Annotated in this window: 17 protein-coding genes; 7 read left to right on the forward strand and 10 right to left on the reverse strand. The window is 56.6% G+C overall.

Annotated elements, in window-relative coordinates; all coding sequences use genetic code 11:
* The 9 genes from prmA to ACOTXF_RS19030 form a co-directional block, all read right to left on the reverse strand.
* Positions 1-882 carry a 50S ribosomal protein L11 methyltransferase gene (prmA, locus tag ACOTXF_RS18990; RefSeq protein ID WP_008502859.1) on the reverse strand — a complete coding sequence of 294 codons (882 nt, stop codon included), beginning with the start codon at positions 880-882 and terminating at the stop codon, positions 1-3.
* Positions 883-893: 11 nt separating this feature from the next.
* Positions 894-2,345 (reverse strand): sodium/pantothenate symporter, encoded by a 1,452-nt coding sequence (gene panF, locus ACOTXF_RS18995; RefSeq protein WP_008502858.1) that lies wholly within the window; start codon positions 2,343-2,345, stop codon positions 894-896.
* Positions 2,335-2,577, reverse strand: coding sequence for a YhdT family protein (locus ACOTXF_RS19000; protein ID WP_045417922.1), 243 nt, complete (start codon positions 2,575-2,577; stop codon positions 2,335-2,337). The genes panF and ACOTXF_RS19000 overlap by 11 nt, the downstream gene beginning before the upstream one ends.
* A 108-nt stretch (positions 2,578-2,685) precedes the next feature.
* Positions 2,686-4,035, reverse strand: a complete 1,350-nt coding sequence (accC, locus tag ACOTXF_RS19005) for an acetyl-CoA carboxylase biotin carboxylase subunit (RefSeq protein ID WP_003860388.1) — start codon at positions 4,033-4,035, stop codon at positions 2,686-2,688.
* Between the two features lie 10 nt (positions 4,036-4,045).
* The gene (gene accB / locus ACOTXF_RS19010) at positions 4,046-4,510 is read right to left on the reverse strand and encodes an acetyl-CoA carboxylase biotin carboxyl carrier protein (protein ID WP_008502856.1); all 465 of its coding nucleotides are present in this window, start codon (positions 4,508-4,510) and stop codon (positions 4,046-4,048) included.
* Between the two features lie 21 nt (positions 4,511-4,531).
* Entirely contained in the window at positions 4,532-4,984 is a 453-nt protein-coding gene (gene aroQ / locus ACOTXF_RS19015; protein ID WP_008502855.1) for a type II 3-dehydroquinate dehydratase, read from the reverse strand.
* Between the two features lie 234 nt (positions 4,985-5,218).
* Positions 5,219-5,818: a protein-methionine-sulfoxide reductase heme-binding subunit MsrQ gene (gene msrQ / locus ACOTXF_RS19020; RefSeq protein ID WP_008502854.1), complete on the reverse strand. Its 600-nt coding sequence runs from the start codon at positions 5,816-5,818 to the stop codon at positions 5,219-5,221.
* Positions 5,819-6,820 carry a protein-methionine-sulfoxide reductase catalytic subunit MsrP gene (gene msrP / locus ACOTXF_RS19025; protein ID WP_008502853.1) on the reverse strand — a complete coding sequence of 334 codons (1,002 nt, stop codon included), beginning with the start codon at positions 6,818-6,820 and terminating at the stop codon, positions 5,819-5,821. It abuts the gene before it with no gap.
* Between the two features lie 77 nt (positions 6,821-6,897).
* Positions 6,898-7,872 (reverse strand): MDR family oxidoreductase, encoded by a 975-nt coding sequence (locus ACOTXF_RS19030; protein ID WP_023294684.1) that lies wholly within the window; start codon positions 7,870-7,872, stop codon positions 6,898-6,900.
* Positions 7,873-8,054: 182 nt separating this feature from the next.
* Here ACOTXF_RS19030 and csrD point away from each other — a divergent pair, with 182 nt between their 5' ends.
* On the forward strand, positions 8,055-9,995 hold the full coding sequence (gene csrD / locus ACOTXF_RS19035; protein ID WP_025912568.1) for an RNase E specificity factor CsrD: 1,941 nt from the start codon (positions 8,055-8,057) through the stop codon (positions 9,993-9,995).
* Positions 9,996-10,075: 80 nt separating this feature from the next.
* Here csrD and ACOTXF_RS19040 read toward each other — a convergent pair whose 3' ends face one another.
* Positions 10,076-10,309 carry a hypothetical protein gene (locus tag ACOTXF_RS19040; RefSeq protein ID WP_162269491.1) on the reverse strand — a complete coding sequence of 78 codons (234 nt, stop codon included), beginning with the start codon at positions 10,307-10,309 and terminating at the stop codon, positions 10,076-10,078.
* Between ACOTXF_RS19040 and mreB the strand changes: the two genes are divergently transcribed.
* From mreB to yhdP, 6 genes are all read left to right on the forward strand, one after another.
* The gene (gene mreB / locus ACOTXF_RS19045; protein WP_000913396.1) at positions 10,278-11,321 is read left to right on the forward strand and encodes a rod shape-determining protein MreB; all 1,044 of its coding nucleotides are present in this window, start codon (positions 10,278-10,280) and stop codon (positions 11,319-11,321) included. The genes ACOTXF_RS19040 and mreB overlap by 32 nt on opposite strands.
* Before the next feature lie 62 nt (positions 11,322-11,383).
* Positions 11,384-12,400, forward strand: coding sequence for a rod shape-determining protein MreC (mreC, locus tag ACOTXF_RS19050; protein WP_008502850.1), 1,017 nt, complete (start codon positions 11,384-11,386; stop codon positions 12,398-12,400).
* Entirely contained in the window at positions 12,400-12,888 is a 489-nt protein-coding gene (gene mreD / locus ACOTXF_RS19055) for a rod shape-determining protein MreD (protein WP_008502849.1), read from the forward strand. The genes mreC and mreD overlap by 1 nt, the downstream gene beginning before the upstream one ends.
* A 9-nt stretch (positions 12,889-12,897) precedes the next feature.
* The gene (locus ACOTXF_RS19060) at positions 12,898-13,491 is read left to right on the forward strand and encodes a Maf family protein (protein ID WP_045417913.1); all 594 of its coding nucleotides are present in this window, start codon (positions 12,898-12,900) and stop codon (positions 13,489-13,491) included.
* Complete coding sequence (gene rng, locus ACOTXF_RS19065; RefSeq protein WP_008502847.1) at positions 13,481-14,950, forward strand: ribonuclease G; 1,470 nt, start codon at positions 13,481-13,483, stop codon at positions 14,948-14,950. The genes ACOTXF_RS19060 and rng overlap by 11 nt, the downstream gene beginning before the upstream one ends.
* A 41-nt stretch (positions 14,951-14,991) precedes the next feature.
* Entirely contained in the window at positions 14,992-18,789 is a 3,798-nt protein-coding gene (gene yhdP, locus ACOTXF_RS19070) for an AsmA2 domain-containing protein YhdP (protein ID WP_047746918.1), read from the forward strand.
* Positions 18,790-18,831 lie beyond the last annotated feature (42 nt).

Consider the following 18,831-nt stretch of genomic DNA (forward strand, 5'->3'; position numbering starts at 1 on the left):
TTATTTTTTACGACCGGTAATACGGCACCATTCTTCTTTCTCCACCACCGGGTCGAGAGCGAAAAGATCGGCGTAGGCTTCACACACGCTGTCTGCCTGGCTTGCCAGGATACCCGAAAGTCCCAGCAGACCGCCCTCAACGGGCAGCACGCTGATTAACGGAGCCAGCTCGCGCAATGGGCCCGCCAGAATGTTTGCAACCACCACATCGGCTTTCATGGCTTCTGGCTGCGCATCCGGCAGATACAGCTCCAGTCGATCGGAAACGCCGTTGCGCTCGGCGTTGTCGCGACTGGCCTGAATGGCCTGCGGATCGATATCGATCCCGATAGCTTTTGCCGCGCCCAGTTTCAGGGCGGCAATCGCAAGGATCCCGGATCCACAGCCGAAGTCGATCACCGTCTTACCATCCAGATCGAGACCATCCAGCCACTGCAGGCACAGGGAGGTCGTTGGATGGGTGCCGGTACCAAACGCCAGACCCGGATCGAGCATGACGTTAACCGCGTTTTCATCAGGAACCTCGCGCCAGCTTGGGCAGATCCACAGACGCTTGCCGAACTGCATCGGGTGGAAGTTATCCATCCATTCGCGTTCCCAGTCTTTGTCTTCCAGCTGTTCGATTTTGTGCGCAAAGCCCGCGCCCAGCAGAGGGTGGTTTTCCAGAATCGCGACGACCTCTTTCATGTCGGTTTCAGCATCGAACAGGCCAATCACGTCGGTATCGCCCCACAGGCGGGTTTCGCCCGGTAGCGGTTCAAAGACCGGCGTGTCATGCGTGTCCTGGAAGGTGATAGAGACCGAGCCGGCCTCCATCAGCGCATCGCTCAGCTCTTCGGCGTTCGCGCCGGTTGTATTCAGTTTTAGTTGGATCCACGGCATGGCAAAACTCTTTATTTATCAGTAGAAATCATAGCGGGCTGTGGGACGGGCTGACCGAAACGGTTCCCCACCACAAACGCCAGTAAACTTAGCAGTAACGAAGGCACAATCGGATGGAAGCCCAGGTACTGAATCTTAAACGTTGCGAGAACGGCGTACAGCACGCCGCCAACAATCATCGCGCTCAGCGCACCGGCAGCATTTGCGCGTTCCCAGTAGAGCCCTAACACCAGCGGCCACAGGAATACCGCCTCAAGCCCACCAAATGCCAGCAGGTTCAGCCAGATGATCATCTCCGGCGGGCGCCATGCGGCTAACAGCAGCAACGCGCCTAGCACCAGCGTAATCACCGCTGACATATGCTTCAGGCGACGTTCATTTTCAACCTGCTCAGGGCGCAGGTTTAGATAGAGATCTTTAATGATCGTAGCGGAACTTTGCAGTAACTGAGCGTTGATGGTCGACATAATGGCGGCCATTGGCGCGGCGAGGAAAATCCCGGCGGCAAAGGGGGGCAGTACTTTGACCATCAGCGTCGGGATAACCAGATCCGGCACGGTAAGATCGGGGATTACCGCGCGCCCTAATGCCCCCGCCAGATGCATACCAAACATCAGGACAGCGACCACAATCGTCCCGATGATGATGCCCTTGTGAACGGCTTTGCTGTCTTTATAGGAGATACAGCGCACGGCGGTATGCGGCAGACCAATTACTCCGAAGCAGACTAACACCCAGAATGAGGTCATAAAGGTCGGAGAGAGGATATCATCTGCGCCCTGCGGCGAGACCAGTTTCGGGTCAATCGCTTCCAGGGTTTCCACCGCGTGAGTGAGTCCACCCGCCGCATGGACAATCCCCACCAGCAGAACGATCGTACCGATGAGCATCACCATTCCCTGCAGCGTATCGTTCAGCACGCTGGCGCGGAATCCGCCAAACGCAGTATAGAGCGCGATGCTTACCCCGAAGATGATGAGGCCTGTCTCGTAAGGGATGCCGGCCGCCGTTTCCAGCAGACGCGCACCGCCGATAAACTGTACGGTCATCGCACCGATAAACGCCACCAGCAGGCTCAAGCTCGCCAGCCACACCAGCAAGCGGCTCTGGTAACGGGCAAAGAGCATATCGTTGAGCGTCACGGCATTGTAACGGCGCGCCAGAATGGCAAATTTTTTACCCAGTATGCCCAACGAGAGCCAGACGGCAGGCAGCTGGATCATCGCCAGCAAAACCCAGCCTAACCCGTATTTGTAGGCCGCACCGGGGCCGCCAATAAACGAGCTGGCGCTGATATAGGTCGCGGTCAGCGTCATTGCCAGCACAACGCCGCCCATCGAACGGCTGCCGAGGAAATACTCGTTCAGAAAGGCACCGGTCGTTCTTTTGCGCATGGCGTAAATGGACAATCCAAATACGACCAGCAGGTAAGCGACAAGCGGCAGAATGACTTCAAGCTGCATCATCGTCCTCCAGCGAAATATCCCGGTAGATAAATTTCACCATTGCCCAGCACAGCAGGATAAACACCAGCGGAACCAGCAGGCAGGCCAATTCGAACCAGTGCGGCAGGCCGGTGATGCCAATAGCAGAGTCTGGTAAGTAAGCGGTTACTAACCATGCAGCAAGATAGAGAAGGGTCAGCCACAGCGCCCAGCGCGCTTCTTTATGGGCCTGAACAAAACGTTTGTCCATTTTTTGTCCCTTGTGGATGAAGAAAGCGGGGATTGTACATGATGAGGCTTTCCAGGCCCCAGAAATAAAAAAGGCCGGATAATCCGGCCTTTTCACAACACAGGTCTCTTACTTCTCGTTCAGACCGAGTTTTTTCTCCAGATAGTGGATGTTGGTTCCACCATTCTGGAAGTGCTCGTCGCTCATGATGCGCATCTGCAGATCAACGTTGGTTTTGATTCCGTCGATGATCAGTTCCTGCAGGGCGTTCTTCATGCGGGCAATCGCCACGTCACGGTTTTCGCCGTAGCAGATGAGCTTGCCGATCATTGAGTCATAGTACGGCGGTACGGTGTAACCGGCGTAGATATGAGACTCCCAGCGCACGCCAAAGCCACCCGGCGCGTGGAAACGCGTGATTTTACCCGGGCTTGGCAGGAAGGTGTTCGGGTCTTCGGCGTTGATACGGCATTCTACCGCATGGCCTTTCACCACAACTTCTTCCTGCTTGATGGACAGCGGCTGACCGGCTGCGATACGCAGCTGCTCTTTAATCAGGTCAACGCCGGTGATCATTTCGGTAACCGGGTGTTCAACCTGAATACGGGTGTTCATCTCAATGAAGTAGAACTCGCCGTTTTCGAACAGGAACTCAAAGGTACCCGCTCCACGATAGCCGATATCGACACACGCTTTAGCGCAACGCTCGCCGATGTAGCGACGCAGTTCCGGAGTAATGCCCGGCGCTGGCGCTTCTTCGACCACTTTCTGGTGACGACGCTGCATGGAGCAGTCACGTTCAGCCAGATAGATCGCGTTACCCTGACCGTCAGCCAGCACCTGAATTTCGATGTGGCGTGGGTTTTCCAGGTATTTTTCCATGTACACCATGTCATTGCTGAAAGCGGCTTTCGCTTCTGCTTTGGTCATGGAGATGGACTGCGCCAGTTCAGCATCGCTGCGCACAACGCGCATACCGCGACCGCCGCCGCCGCCGGACGCCTTGATGATAACCGGGTAGCCAATGCGTTTAGCATGAGCACGGTTAGCATCCATGTCGTCGGTCAGAGGGCCGTCAGAGCCTGGTACGGTTGGTACACCGGCTTTTTTCATCGCGGTGATCGCAGACACTTTGTCGCCCATCAGGCGGATGGTGTCGGCTTTCGGGCCGATGAAGATAAAGCCAGAGCGTTCAACCTGCTCAGCAAAGTTGGCGTTCTCAGAGAGGAAGCCGTAACCCGGATGAATTGCCACCGCGCCGGTGATTTCAGCGGCGCTGATGATAGCCGGGATGTTCAGATAGCTTTTTACGGACGGAGCCGGGCCAATACAGACCGTCTCATCCGCCAGCAATACGTGTTTTAAATCGCGATCCGCGCTTGAGTGCACAGCGACAGTCTTGATGCCCAGTTCTTTACAGGCACGAAGAATACGCAGTGCGATCTCGCCGCGGTTGGCGATAACAATTTTATCCAGCATGTACGCCTCGTTACTCGATGACGACCAGCGGCTCGTCAAATTCAACCGGCTGACCACTTTCGACCAGAATCGCTTTCACAGTACCTGATTTGTCTGCTTCGATCTGGTTCATCATTTTCATCGCTTCAACGATGCACAGGGTATCGCCTACGTTGACTTTCTGACCCACTTCGATGAACGCCTTCGCGTCCGGGCTCGGGGTGCGGTAGAAAGTACCAACCATTGGGGAACGTACGATGTGACCACTGATTTCTGCTGCAGCGGCAGGTGCGGCTTCAGCTGCTGCTGGTGCAACGGCTGCGGAGAGCGCAGGCTGCTGCACTGGCGCAGCGTAAGCTTGCTGCATTACCGGGAAGCTAGCGGCTGGGGCTGCACGGCTGATGCGTACAGACTCTTCGCCTTCAGAAATTTCCAGTTCGGAGATGCCTGATTCTTCAACCAGCTCGATCAGTTTTTTAATCTTACGAATATCCATGAGTGGGTTCCGTACTCTTGTTTAGTGTGATTGTGACAAGCGTTTTACCGCTGTCTGTAAAGCGTATGAATAGCCGTCTGCGCCCAGTCCACAGATAACGCCAGCAGCGATATCCGACAGATACGAGTGGTGACGGAACGGCTCTCGGGCGTGCACGTTACTCAGGTGGATCTCGATAAACGGGATACTCACCGCAAGCAGTGCGTCGCGGATAGCAACACTGGTGTGCGTAAACGCGGCCGGATTGATCAGGATATAGTCCACATTGTCTTTAGCCTGATGAATACGGTCGATGATTGCGTACTCCGCGTTTGACTGAAAATGATCCAAATCCACATTCAGCGACGCTGCTTCCGTGCTCAAACGGTTAACAATTTCGCTTAATGTCAGCGTGCCGTACTTCTCCGGCTCACGGGTGCCGAGCATGTTCAGGTTCGGTCCGTTCAAAACTAAGATCTGGAACTTATCAGTCATTATGCCGCTATCTCCTGCGATTTTCGGGTAAAAAACAAAATATACCGTCGAAGCGCAAATGTCACCTTTTCAGAGGCCAAAAACCACTGTCAGGCGAACCAAGGTCGCACATTATAACGATTTCGTAGCATTTGGCAGCTAAATACTGGTCTTATCAGGGAAGATTATCAACCGCAATCCAAAAAAGATTTGCGGTTGAGAGGCAATCTGCGGGAAAACGCACAGTTTCGCGAACTATCGCAACCACTGGCGGAACTTCTTGTAACGCCATGCTAAAAGCGCCACGGCCGCCAGCGCGTAAAGGACCGGCTGCGGAGAGAGGATCTTCACCGACCACAGATAATGAATGGGGGCGAGGATCGCGACAAGATAGACGAAGTTATGCAGCAACTGCCAGCGACGGCCCAGCTTTCGCTGCGCATATTGCGTGGATGTCAGCGCTAACGCCAGTAAAATCACCCAGCTCACAATACCCAGCGTCAGATAAGGGCGCGTCACCAGTTCGCGGCCAAGCAGTGTCAGATTGTTAATTCCCAGTTCCAGCAGGGCATAGCTGGTCAGATGCAGCGTGGCCCAGGCAAAACACCATAGCCCCAAAAGCCGACGGGTGCGTATCAATAGTGGCTGTTTAGCGTAGCGCGCCAGCGGCGAGACGAGCAAGGTGGCCAGTAAAAATTTCAGAGCCATCCGACCGGTAAAATGCTGGATATCCTTGGCCGGATCGGCGCTAAAAAGCCCCTGGCTGGCGGCCCAGAACAGCCAGAGAAAGGGGAGTATTCCGGCTAAATGCAGCAGCACTTTCAGCCAGGTAATCTGTTTTGCCGTTAAACGCACTCAGAAGTTCTCCCGTAAATTGAGGCCACGGTACAGCGAGGCCACTTCATCCGCATAACCGTTAAATAGCAGCGTTGGCTGGCGCTTCACGTCCAGCGCGCCGCCGGAACCGATAAAACGCTCGGTCGCCTGCGACCAGCGCGGATGATCCACGTGCGGATTCACGTTGGCGAAGAAACCGTATTCGTCCGGAGCCGCCAGATTCCAGGTGGTTGGCGGACGCTCGCGGGTGAGCTTAATGCTGACGATAGACTTAATTCCTTTGAAACCGTATTTCCACGGCACGGTTAAACGGATGGGCGCGCCGTTCTGCGGCGGAAGCGCCTTGCCGTAAACGCCGACGGTCAGCAGCGTAAGAGGGTGCATGGCTTCGTCAAGGCGTAACCCTTCAACGTAGGGATACTCCAGCCCGCCGCCAATGAACCGGTCTTTCTGGCCCGGCATCTCGTCCGGCGCATAGCGCGTCTGGAAAGCGACATATTTTGCGTTGCTGGTGGGCTCCACCATCGCCAGCAATTTATGCAGCGGGAAGCCGATCCAAGGCACCACCATCGACCAGGCTTCCACGCAGCGCATGCGGTAGATACGCTCTTCGAGCGGGAAACGGGTGGTCAGATCGTGGTGGTCCAGCGTCAGGGGTTTTGCCACTTCGCCGTCGATTTTCAGCGTCCACGGATCGGTTTTGAGACTACCGGCGTTGGCCGCAGGATCGGCCTTGTCGAGGCCAAATTCGTAGAAGTTGTTATAGCCCGTCACTTTATCTTCTGGCGTAAGCGTCAGTTTGTTCTGCCATTGGGCGGGTTTCGTAAAGGTGAGCGGGGCGCCGGAAGGGGCCTTCGGCCGATCGTTGCCTTTAAACCAGTCGAGCAGGTCAGCGTGAGCCGAAGGCGAGAGCGAGAGCGCGGTGGCGCTGATGCCAAGCATTTTCAGGATCTGGCGGCGCTGTAACATAAAGACAGACTCGGACGTTACGTCGGCTTCCGTCAGTTTTCGGTTTTTCATGGCATCCTCCGTCATGCGTTTTCCTAAGCATGACGGAGGTGAGTGATTCGCGCGAATATGTCACGAAAATTTGAAGATTAGGCGATTTTCACCAGCGCGCGACCGTGGAACTGGTTATCCATGATCTTACTGGCATAGTCCGGTGCCTGGCTGAGCGTAATCTCCGTGGCGCTTTGGGTGTAGAAAGATTCCGGTAAATCGCGCACCAGACGTTCCCATGCCTCAGTACGACGAGCCGCAGGTGTCATCACGGAATCCACGCCCTGCAGGCGGACGTTACGCAGAATGAATGGCATCACGGTGGTTGGCAGGGCAAATCCGCCCGCCAGCCCGCAGGCGGCCACGCAGCCGCCGTAGTTCATCTGCGCCAGGACTTTTGCCAGCACTTTATCACCGACGGTATCCACCGCGCCCGCCCAGACCTGTTTTTCCAGTGGACGGGTTTCGGCGAATTCGTCACGGCTGAGAATGCGGTTTGCACCGAGCTGGCGCAGGTAATCGTGGGTACTTTCCCGACCGGAAACCGCCGCAACCTGATAGCCCAGCTTGTGCAGTAGCGTCACTGCCGTGCTGCCCACGCCCCCGCTGGCACCGGTGACGACAACTTCCCCCGATTCAGGGCGGATGCCTGCATCTTCCAGCGCCATCACGCACAGCATCGCGGTAAAGCCTGCCGTGCCGACGATCATCGCCTTGCGGCCATCCATACCTTTCGGCATCGGCACCAGCCAGTCGCCCTTCACGCGCGCCTGCGTGGCCAGCCCGCCCCAGTGATTTTCACCTACGCCCCAGCCGGTGAGCAGGACCTGCTGGCCCGGATGGAAGCGCGGATCCTCGCTGGTATGTACCCGGCCAGCGAAATCAATACCCGGCACCATAGGGAAATTTCGGATGATTTTACCCTTCCCGGTAATCGCCAGCGCATCTTTATAATTTAAACTGGACCAGTCGATGTCGACGGTTACTTCGCCTTCCGGCAGACGACTCTCTTCTACCGCCTGCACTGAGGCAAGCGTTTTGCCGTCCTGCTGTTCTAAGATCAAAGCCTGCATACGGGGTCCTCTCGACTCGTTTGATTGGAAAATAATTTCTGAAGACTATACTCGCTCAGGGAAACGCAGTGCCGATTTAACGCAATAAATTGCCAGATACACCCGATTTGGTAGTATGCCGCATTTGAAATGCAAGTTAGCGCTTACTCGCTACCCCATCAACCCACGGAGTAATCTCAAGGATGCGATTAACGACGAAGTTCTCAGCTTTTATCACCTTGCTGACGGGGCTTACCATTTTTGTCACCCTTCTGGGCTGCTCTCTGAGCTTTTACAACGCCATTCAGGACAAACTGGTTAACCGGGTACAGTCTGTCGCGTCGGTAATTGATACGCGTCTGCTGACGACGCCGCTACCGGCGCTCTCCAGAGAGCTCGATGAGTTGATGGTACCTGTTGATATTGTTCAGATCGACATTCAGCAGGGAAAGCATCGTGTGTTAAGCCACGAACGCCCGGGAAGCTATCGGCCTGCGGGCGTGGTGAGCCAGTATCGGGAAGTGACCGTACATTCCCTTAAAAATCCGGGGATGACCATACGCATGGTCTATCTCGATCCGATGGCCAGCTATTTTCGTTCCATGATGACCACTGCGCCGCTCACCGTCGCGGTGGCGTTTATCGTCCTGCTGATCTTTCTCGCGGTCCGCTGGCTGCGCCGCCAGCTCTCCGGCCAGGAGCTGCTGGAGATGCGCTCCGTGCGGATCCTTAACGGTGAACGCGGCCCGCAGGTCCGTGGTTCAGTCCACGAGTGGCCTTCACGCGCCAGCAGCGCCCTGGATACGCTGCTCTCGGAAATCCAGTTTGCCAGCGACCAGCGCAGCCGAATGGATACGCTGATCCGCTCCTATGCCGCCCAGGATAACAAAACCGGCCTCAACAACCGCCTTTTCTTTGATAATCAGCTCGCCACGCTGCTCGACGATTCGGAAAAAGTGGGGACGCACGGGGTGGTGATGATGATTCGCCTGCCTGATTTCGATCTCCTGCGCGACACCTGGGGACAGCGGGCCGCGGAAGAAAATCTCTTTACGCTGATCAACCTGCTCTCCACCTTTATTATGCGCTACCCGGGCGCGCTGCTGGCCCGCTACCACCGCAGCGACTTTGCCGTGTTGCTGCCGCATCGGACGCTGAAGGAGTCGGAAAGCATCGCCAGCCAGCTGCTGAAGGCGGTTGATGCGCTGCCGCAGAGCAAAATGCTCGACAGGGACGATATGGTCCACATGGGGATCTGCGCCTGGCGTGGCGGACAATCGACAGAACAGGTGATGGAGCATGCGGAAGCGGCCACCCGCAACGCCGTGCTGCAGGGCGCGAACGGATGGGCGGTCTATGATGATTCGCTGCCGGAAAAAGGGCGCGGTAACGTGCGCTGGCGTACGTTGATTGAGCAAATGCTAAGTCGCGGCGGACCGCGTATTTATCAAAAACCCGCGGTCATGAAAAACGGCAACGTTCATCACCGTGAACTGATGTGTCGTATTTTTGACGGTACGGAAGAGGTTATTTCTGCGGAATATCTGCCAATGGTGCTGCAATTTGGGCTGTCCGAAGAGTATGACCGTCAGCAAATTAGCCGCTTGATTCCGTTTTTATCATTCTGGCCTGAAGAGAGCCTGGCGTTACAGGTCACCGTGGAGTCATTAATACGCCCGCGTTTTCAGCGCTGGCTGCGTGATACATTAATGCAATGCGAAAAATCGCAACGCAAACGCATTATTTTTGAACTTGCTGAGGCGGATGTAGGTCAACACATCAGCCGGTTACGTCCGGTGGTTCGTTTGATCAACGCGCTCGGCGCGCGCGTCGCGGTGACGCAGGCAGGTTTAACGCTGGTCAGCACCAACTGGATCAAGGAGCTGGATGTGGAGCTATTAAAGCTACATCCGGGGCTGGTAAGGAATATTGAAAAGCGCACGGAAAACCAGCTGCTGGTACAGAGCCTGGTTGAGGCGTGCAAAGGAACGCGAACACAGGTGTTTGCCGCGGGCGTACGCGCCAGAGGCGAATGGCAAATGTTAACAGAGCGCGGTGTAATGGGTGGTCAGGGGGATTTTTTTGCTGCCTCTCAGCCGCTTGACACCAATGTGAAAAAATATTTGCAAAGATACTCGGTTTGACCTGCCGTTTACGCTGTTTTCACGTAGAATATCGCGCCTGTAGCTTTGAGTATGTCGAGCAAAAAGCCAGTGAACGACCTTTAACGGGTTACAAAGGTCAGTAAGGAATGCTGCTGTTTATTCAGCCCTGAGGGAGTCAGGGGATGATTTTGTAACATCAGGAAACGTACTGCACAAATTTTCACCGTTGCAGATGATTTTTGCGCCTTGTCGCTGCTGCGTGTGGTTGGTAAAGTAAGCGGATTTTGTTTTCCGCCCCAGCTTTCAGGATTATCCCTTAGTATGTTGAAAAAATTTCGTGGCATGTTTTCCAATGACCTGTCCATTGACCTGGGTACTGCGAATACCCTTATTTATGTAAAAGGACAAGGCATCGTATTGAATGAGCCTTCCGTTGTGGCCATTCGTCAGGATCGTGCAGGCTCGCCGAAAAGCGTAGCCGCTGTGGGTCATGACGCGAAGCAGATGCTGGGTCGTACCCCTGGCAACATCGCCGCTATTCGCCCAATGAAAGACGGCGTTATCGCTGACTTCTTCGTGACTGAAAAAATGCTTCAGCACTTCATCAAGCAGGTTCACAGCAACAGCTTCATGCGTCCAAGCCCGCGTGTTCTGGTGTGTGTGCCGGTTGGCGCAACCCAGGTCGAGCGTCGCGCAATCCGTGAATCTGCTCAGGGCGCAGGTGCGCGTGAAGTGTTCCTGATTGAAGAGCCAATGGCGGCGGCAATCGGTGCAGGTCTGCCTGTGTCTGAAGCGACAGGTTCCATGGTGGTGGATATCGGTGGTGGTACCACTGAAGTGGCCGTTATCTCTCTGAACGGCGTGGTGTACTCCTCTTCCGTACGTATCGGTGGTGACCGCTTCGACGAAGCCATCATTAATTATGTGCGCCGTAACTACGGCTCTCTGATTGGTGAAGCCACCGCAGAGCGTATCAAACACGAAATCGGCTCTGCATATCCGGGCGATGAAGTGCGCGAGATCGAAGTACGTGGCCGCAACCTGGCTGAAGGTGTTCCACGCGGTTTCACCCTGAACTCCAACGAAATTCTGGAAGCACTGCAGGAGCCACTGACGGGTATCGTGAGTGCGGTAATGGTCGCGCTGGAACAGTGCCCACCAGAGCTGGCGTCCGATATCTCCGAGCGCGGTATGGTTCTGACCGGTGGTGGTGCGCTGCTGCGTAACCTCGACCGCCTGTTAATGGAAGAGACAGGTATTCCTGTCGTAGTTGCAGAAGATCCACTGACTTGCGTCGCCCGTGGTGGTGGCAAGGCGCTGGAAATGATCGACATGCACGGCGGCGATTTGTTCAGCGAAGAGTAGTCGAGTTTGAGAGGGTAGCAATTTGCTACCCTTTCTCTCTGACGCGAGAATACGCATAGCCTATGAAGCCAATTTTTAGCCGTGGCCCATCGCTACAGTTTCGCCTCATTCTGGCGGTTCTGGTTGCGCTTGGGGTCATTATTGCCGATAGCCGCCTCGGTACGTTCAGCCAGATCCGAACGTACATGGATACCGCCGTCAGTCCTTTCTACTTTATATCAAATGGTCCCCGTGAACTGCTCGACTCCGTTTCTCAAACGCTGTCTTCACGAGACCAGCTCGAACTTGAAAACCGTGCATTACGCCAGGAACTGCTGCTGAAAAACAGCGAACTTCTGATGCTGGGGCAATACAAGCAGGAAAACGCGCGTCTGCGTGAGCTGCTCGGCTCGCCGCTGCGCCAGGATGAGCAGAAGATGGTTACCCAGGTGATCTCCACCGTGAACGACCCTTACAGCGATCAGGTTGTGATCGACAAAGGGAGCGTCAACGGGGTGTATGAAGGCCAGCCCGTCATCAGTGATAAAGGCGTAGTAGGCCAGGTTGTTGCCGTCGCCAAACTGACCAGCCGCGTGCTGCTGATTTGCGACGCCACGCATGCGCTGCCGATCCAGGTGCTGCGCAACGACATCCGCGTGATTGCGGCCGGGAACGGCTGTACGGACGATCTGCAGCTGGAACACCTGCCGGCCAACACGGATATCCGCGTGGGCGACGTGCTGGTGACCTCCGGTCTGGGTGGCCGCTTCCCTGAAGGCTATCCGGTTGCGGTGGTCTCTTCGGTGAAGCTGGATACGCAGCGTGCCTATACCGTGATTCAGGCGCGTCCAACCGCCGGTTTACAGCGTCTGCGCTACCTGCTGCTGCTGTGGGGCGCCGATCGTAACGGTACTAACCCGATGACGCCTGAAGAGGTCCATCGAGTGGCAAATGAACGCCTGATGCAGATGATGCCGCAGGTTCTCCCGCCTGCGGACTCTATGGGGCCGCCTGCGCCAGTCCCGGCACCGGCAACGGGGTTAACGCAGCCGCTGCCGGATGCGCCGCCACCGCCTAAACTCTCTTCGGGAGGGCAGTAGTGGCAAGCTATCGTAGCCAGGGACGCTGGGTCATCTGGCTCTCGTTCCTCATTGCACTGTTGCTGCAGATTATGCCCTGGCCGGATAACATTCTCGTTTTCCGGCCAAACTGGGTCTTGCTCATTTTGCTCTACTGGATCCTTGCCCTGCCGCATCGCGTAAATGTCGGCACGGGTTTTGTGATGGGTGCCATACTGGATCTCATTAGTGGCTCTACGCTGGGCGTACGCGCCTTGTCCATGAGCATTATTGCGTACCTCGTCGCACTGAAATTCCAGCTCTTCCGTAACCTCGCGCTCTGGCAACAGGCCCTGGTCGTGATGCTGTTGTCGCTTGCTGCGGATATCGTTGTTTTCTGGGCAGAGTTTTTAGTGATCAACGTCTCTTTCCGACCGGAAGTGTTCTGGAGTAGTGTAGTAAACGGTGTGCTCTGGCCGTGGCTATTCCTGCTGATGCGTAAGGTTCGCCAGCAGTTTGCTGTGCAATAAAAGGTTTCTATGACGTCTTTGTATCTCGCTTCCGGCTCCCCGCGCCGTCAGGAACTCCTGACGCAGCTTGGGGTCTCTTTTGAACGCATCGTGACCGGCATTGAAGAAATACGTGCTGAGGGCGAAAGTGCTCAACAGTACGTGTCACGTCTGGCGCGCGAGAAAGCGCAGGCGGGCGTGGCCTGCGTGCCGCGCGATCTGCCCGTGCTGGGAGCTGATACCATCGTTATCCTTAAGGGTGAAGTGCTGGAGAAACCGCATGACGCCGAACACGCGGCGCGCATGCTGCGCAAAATGTCCGGGCAAACGCATCAGGTGATGACGGCCGTCGCGCTGGCGGACCGCCAGCACGTGCTGGATTGCCTGGTGGTGACGGATGTCACGTTCAGAGTACTTACCGACGACGAGATCGCCGCTTATATTGCCAGCGGTGAACCGATGGATAAAGCAGGTGCATACGGTATTCAGGGGCTGGGTGGCTGTTTTGTCAGGAAGATTCATGGCAGCTATCACGCCGTAGTCGGCTTACCGCTGGTGGAAACGTATGAGTTGCTGAGCAATTTTAACTCACTGCGTGAGGGAAGGGATAATTATGACGGCTGAATTGTTGGTAAACGTAACGCCATCGGAAACCCGTGTGGCCTATATTGACGGTGGCATTCTTCAGGAAATTCATATTGAGCGTGAAGCGCGGCGCGGAATAGTAGGCAATATCTACAAAGGTCGTGTCAGTCGTGTACTGCCGGGTATGCAGGCGGCTTTTGTAGATATTGGACTGGATAAGGCGGCATTCTTACATGCCTCCGACATCATGCCGCACACCGAGTGCGTCGCGGGCGAAGAGCAAAAGCAGTTTGCCGTGCGCGACATTTCTGAACTGGTGCGTCAGGGGCAGGACTTAATGGTGCAGGTGGTGAAAGATCCTCTTGGTACCAAAGGCGCCCGTCTGACCACCGATATCACCTTACCTTCCCGCTATCTGGTCTTTATGCCCGGCGCGTCGCACGTGGGCGTTTCGCAGCGTATTGAGAGCGAAAGCGAGCGCGAGCGCCTGAAGAAAGTCGTCAGCGCCTACTGCGATGAACAGGGCGGATTTATCATCCGCACCGCCGCGGAAGGGATCAGCGAGGAAGACCTGGCGTCAGATGCGGCTTACCTGAAGCGCGTCTGGACAAAAGTGATGGAGCGTAAAAAACGCAACCAGACCCGCTATCAGCTCTATGGTGAGCTGGCGCTGGCGCAGCGCGTGCTGCGTGACTTTGCCGACGCGCAGCTCGACCGCATTCGCGTGGATTCCCGCCTGACGTATGAAGCGCTGCTGGAGTTTACCGCTGAATATATCCCGGAGATGCCAGGCCTGCTGGAGCACTACACCGGGCGTCAGCCGATCTTCGATCTCTATGATGTCGAAAACGAGATCCAGCGTGCCCTGGAGCGTAAGGTTGAACTGAAGTCCGGCGGCTATCTGATCATCGATCAGACCGAAGCGATGACCACCGTCGATATCAACACCGGCGCGTTCGTCGGCCATCGCAACCTGGACGACACCATCTTCAACACCAACATCGAGGCCACGCAGGCCATTGCGCGCCAGCTTCGTCTGCGCAATCTGGGCGGCATTATCATCATCGATTTCATCGATATGAGTAATGAAGACCATCGCCGCCGCGTGCTGCACTCGCTTGAGCAGGCCCTGAGTAAAGATCGCGTGAAAACCAGCATCAACGGCTTCTCACAGCTGGGGCTGGTGGAAATGACGCGTAAGCGTACCCGCGAGAGCGTGGAGCATGTGCTGTGTAATGAATGCCCGACCTGCCATGGACGCGGAACGGTAAAGACGGTTGAGACCGTCTGCTACGAGATCATGCGTGAAATCGTCCGTGTTCATCATGCCTACGACTCCGATCGTTTTCTGGTCTATGCTTCCCCTGCGGTGGCTGAAGCGCTGAAAGGCGAAGAGTCACACGCGCTGGCGGAAGTGGAAATCTTTGTCGGCAAACAGGTAAAAGTACAAATTGAACCGCTCTATAACCAGGAGCAGTTTGACGTCGTGATGATGTAAGCGCAGTACGCTGCGTGACCAAAGCTGACAAGGAGAGATGCGTGAGGCGATTGCCGGGGATTTTATTGCTTACAGGGGCAACGCTGGTCGTGATTGTCGCGTTGCTCGTGAGCGGGCTACGCCTCGTTTTACCGCATCTGGACAGCTGGCGTCCGCAGCTGCTGGCAAAAATCGAATCCACCACCGGCGTGCCGGTGAACGTCAGCCAGGTAAGCGCCAGCTGGCAGAATTTTGGCCCGACGCTCGATGTGCGGGATATCAACGCCAGCCTGAAAGATGGCGGCCACCTCAAAATCAAACGCGTGACCCTGGCGCTGGACGTCTGGCAAAGCCTGCTGCATCTGCGCTGGCAGTTTCGCGATCTCACCTTTTATCAGCTTCAGTTTCTGACCAATACGCCCATCTCGGGCGGCGACAGCAGCCAGGGGCTTGAGGCCAACCGTTTTAGCGATCTTTTCCTGCGCCAGTTCGATCATTTCGATCTGCGCGACAGCGAAGTGAGCTTTATTACCCTTTCCGGCCAGCGCGCGGAACTGGCGATCCCCCAGCTGACCTGGCTCAACGGCAGGAACCGGCACCGCGCTGAGGGGCAGGTGAGTCTCTCCAGCCTGAACGGTCAGCACGGCGTGATGCAGGTGCGCATGGATCTGCGTGACGATGACGGTCTGCTAAATAACGGCAAAGTCTGGCTGCAGGCCGACGATGTGGACGTCAAACCGTGGCTGGGCGACTGGCTCCAGCAGAATATGCAGCTGGAAACGGCCCGATTCAGCCTTGAAGGCTGGCTGACCCTGACGAAAGGCGAATTTGCCAGCGGTGATATCTGGCTCAAGCAGGGGGGCGCGAGCTGGAAAGGCGAAAACCAGCAGCATCAGCTTTCCGTCGATAACCTCACCGCCCACGTGACGCAGGAGAAAGAGGGCTGGCAGTTTGCCATTCCCGATACGCGGATCGCGATGGACGGCAAGCCGTGGCCGCGCGGTGCGCTGACGCTGGCCTGGATGCCGGAGCAGGACGTTGGCGGCACGGCCAGTAAACGCAGCGACGAGCTGCGCATCCGCGCCAGCAACCTGGATTTGGCCGCCATTGAAGGGCTGCGCTCAATGGCGGCAAAGCTCTCTCCAGACCTGGGCGAGATCTGGCTGGCTACGCAGCCGAGCGGAAAGATCGATTCTCTGGCGCTGGATATCCCGCTTCAGGCGACGGAAAAAACCCGTTTCCAGGCAACATGGAAAGATCTTGCCTGGAAGCAGTGGAAGCTGCTGCCGGGTGCGGAGCACTTTAGCGGCAAGCTGGAAGGCAGCGTGGAGAACGGCAGGCTGACGGTTGATATGCACGACGCCAAAATGCCGTACGAGACGGTCTTCCGCGCGCCGCTGGAAATCGAACAGGGCAACGCAGTGCTTAACTGGCTCCGTAACGACAAGGGTTTCCAGCTCGATGGCCGGCATATCGACGTCAAAGCCAAAGCGGTACACGCGCGGGGTGACTTCCGCTATCTGCAACCGCAGGGGGACGAGCCGTGGCTGGGTATTCTGGCCGGAATCAGTACCGATGATGGCTCGCAGGCCTGGCGCTATTTCCCGGAAAACCTGATGGGTAAAGCGCTGGTCGACTATCTGAGCGGCGCAATTCAGGGCGGTCAGGCGGAAAACGCCACGCTGGTCTACGGCGGTAACCCCCATCTGTTCCCGTACAAACATAATGAAGGTCAGTTCCAGGTGCTGGTGCCGCTGCACGACGCCACCTTCGCGTTCCAGCCGGGCTGGCCCGCGCTGAAAAACCTGGATATCGAACTTAACTTCCTCAATGACGGCCTGTGGATGAAGTCCGACAGCGTGGCGCTGGGCGGCGTAACGGCCAGCAACCTGACGGCCAACATTCCGGACTACTCAGAAGAGAAGCTGCTGATTGATGCCGACATCAACGGTCCCGGCAAGGCGGTGGGACCGTACTTTGAGGAGACCCCCCTGAAAGAGTCGCTGGCGGCGACGCTTCAGCAGCTGCAGCTTGATGGCGATGTGAATGCTCGCTTACATCTTGATATCCCGCTGGACGGTGAGATGACCACCGCGAAAGGCGACGTCCGTCTGAAGAACAACAGTCTGTACATTAAACCCCTTGAGAGCACCCTGAAAAATCTCAGCGGGCAGTTCAGCTTTGAGAACGGTAACCTGAAGAGCGAGCCGCTGACCGCCAGCTGGTTTAATCAGCCCGTGAATATCGACTTCACGACCACAGAGGGTGAAAAGGCGTATCAGGTGGCCGTCAATCTGGACGGTAACTGGCAGCCAGCGCGAATGGATGTCCTGCCGAAGCCGATTGAGGCGTCGGTGGAGGGGGCGGTCGCCTGGCAGGGTAAAGTGGCAATCGACCTGCCTTATCACGCGGGTGCCCAGTACAAGGTCGACATCACGGGGGATCTGAAGAATCTTCGAAGCCAGCTGCCTGCGCCGCTGGATAAACAGGCCGGACAGCCGCTGCCGGTGAAGCTGAACGTCGAGGGCAACCTGAACAGCTTCGCGCTGACTGGAAACGCGGGCGGGACGAACCACTTCAACAGCCGCTGGCTGCTTAACCGCAAGCTCACTCTCGACAGGGCCATCTGGACGACGGATAGCCGCTCCACGCCGCCGCTGCCAGAGCAGACGGGCGTTGAGCTGAATCTGCCGCCGATGGACGGTGCAGAGTGGCTGGCGTTGTTCCAGAAAGGCGTTGGGCAAAACGTTGATGAAACCGCCCAGTTCCCGCAAACCATTACCGTACGCACGCCGTCGCTGATGCTGGGCGGGCAGCAGTGGAACAACCTGAGTATTGTCTCGCAGCCTGCTGCTAACGGTACGAAAGTGGAGGCCCAGGGCCGGGAGATCAACGGCACGCTGACCATGCGCAATCACGCTCCGTGGCAGGCGGCGATCCGCTATCTCTACTACAACCCGGCCGCCGCGAGTAAAGATAAACCGGCGGATACCTCGCCGCTGAGTCAAACCTCCCGCGTCGACTTTAGCGGCTGGCCCGATCTCCAGCTGCGCTGCGCGGAGTGCTGGCTGTGGGGACAGAAATATGGTCGTATCGACGGTGATTTTGCCATTCAGGGAAATACGCTTACGCTCACCGGAGGATTGATCGACACCGGCTTTGGCCGCATGACGGCAGGCGGGGAATGGGTGAATAACCCGGGCGAGCAGCGAACGTCCCTCAAGGGCGACATTAAAGGCAACAAACTGGATGCGGCAGCCAATTTCTTTGGCATCAGCACGCCGCTGCGCGGTTCGTCATTTGACGTCGATTACGATCTTCACTGGCGCGACGCCCCGTGGAAGCCGGATGAGGCCTCGCTGAACGGCATTCTGAAAACCCGCTTCGGCAAAGGTGAAATCGCCGACGTGAGCACGGGGCGCGCCGGGCAGATCCTGCGCCTGCTGAGTTTTGATGCGCTGCTGCGCAAGCTGCGCTTCGATTTCAGCGATACCTTCAGCGAAGGGTTCTACTACGATTCCATCCGCAGTACGGCGTGGATCAAGGACGGCGTTCTGCATACGGACGATACGCTGGTGGATGGCCTGGAAGCGGATATCGCCATGAAAGGCTCGGTCAACCTCGTGCGCCGCGAGCTGGATATGGAAGCCGTGGTGGCGCCGGAAATTTCCGCGAGCGTGGGCGTTGCGGCGGCCTTCGTGGTGAACCCGATTGTCGGTGCGGCGGTGTTTGCCGCCAGCAAAGTGCTGGGGCCGCTGTGGAGCAAGGTCTCCATTCTGCGCTACCGCATTACCGGTCCGGTCGATAAACCGCAGATCAACGAGGTGCTGCGCCAGCCGCGCAAAGATGCACAGCAATGATTTGACGTGGGCAGGTAATTGCCTCACTCTCAATAAATACGA

This window comes from Enterobacter cloacae complex sp. IR53041 (assembly GCF_049238285.1).
GTDB classification, from domain to species: Bacteria; Pseudomonadota; Gammaproteobacteria; order Enterobacterales; family Enterobacteriaceae; genus Enterobacter; species Enterobacter roggenkampii.

Coding starts and splice junctions, on each gene's coding strand:
- mreB (WP_000913396.1), top strand. CDS start 10,278: ATGTTGAAAAAATTTCGTGGCATGTTTTCCAATGACCTGTCCATTGAC.
- csrD (WP_025912568.1), top strand. CDS start 8,055: ATGCGATTAACGACGAAGTTCTCAGCTTTTATCACCTTGCTGACGGGG.
- panF (WP_008502858.1), bottom strand. CDS start 2,345: ATGCAGCTTGAAGTCATTCTGCCGCTTGTCGCTTACCTGCTGGTCGTA.
- msrP (WP_008502853.1), bottom strand. CDS start 6,820: ATGAAAAACCGAAAACTGACGGAAGCCGACGTAACGTCCGAGTCTGTC.
- ACOTXF_RS19030 (WP_023294684.1), bottom strand. CDS start 7,872: ATGCAGGCTTTGATCTTAGAACAGCAGGACGGCAAAACGCTTGCCTCA.
- ACOTXF_RS19000 (WP_045417922.1), bottom strand. CDS start 2,577: ATGGACAAACGTTTTGTTCAGGCCCATAAAGAAGCGCGCTGGGCGCTG.
- aroQ (WP_008502855.1), bottom strand. CDS start 4,984: ATGACTGATAAGTTCCAGATCTTAGTTTTGAACGGACCGAACCTGAAC.
- ACOTXF_RS19060 (WP_045417913.1), top strand. CDS start 12,898: ATGACGTCTTTGTATCTCGCTTCCGGCTCCCCGCGCCGTCAGGAACTC.
- rng (WP_008502847.1), top strand. CDS start 13,481: ATGACGGCTGAATTGTTGGTAAACGTAACGCCATCGGAAACCCGTGTG.
- prmA (WP_008502859.1), bottom strand. CDS start 882: ATGCCGTGGATCCAACTAAAACTGAATACAACCGGCGCGAACGCCGAA.
- accB (WP_008502856.1), bottom strand. CDS start 4,510: ATGGATATTCGTAAGATTAAAAAACTGATCGAGCTGGTTGAAGAATCA.
- mreC (WP_008502850.1), top strand. CDS start 11,384: ATGAAGCCAATTTTTAGCCGTGGCCCATCGCTACAGTTTCGCCTCATT.
- accC (WP_003860388.1), bottom strand. CDS start 4,035: ATGCTGGATAAAATTGTTATCGCCAACCGCGGCGAGATCGCACTGCGT.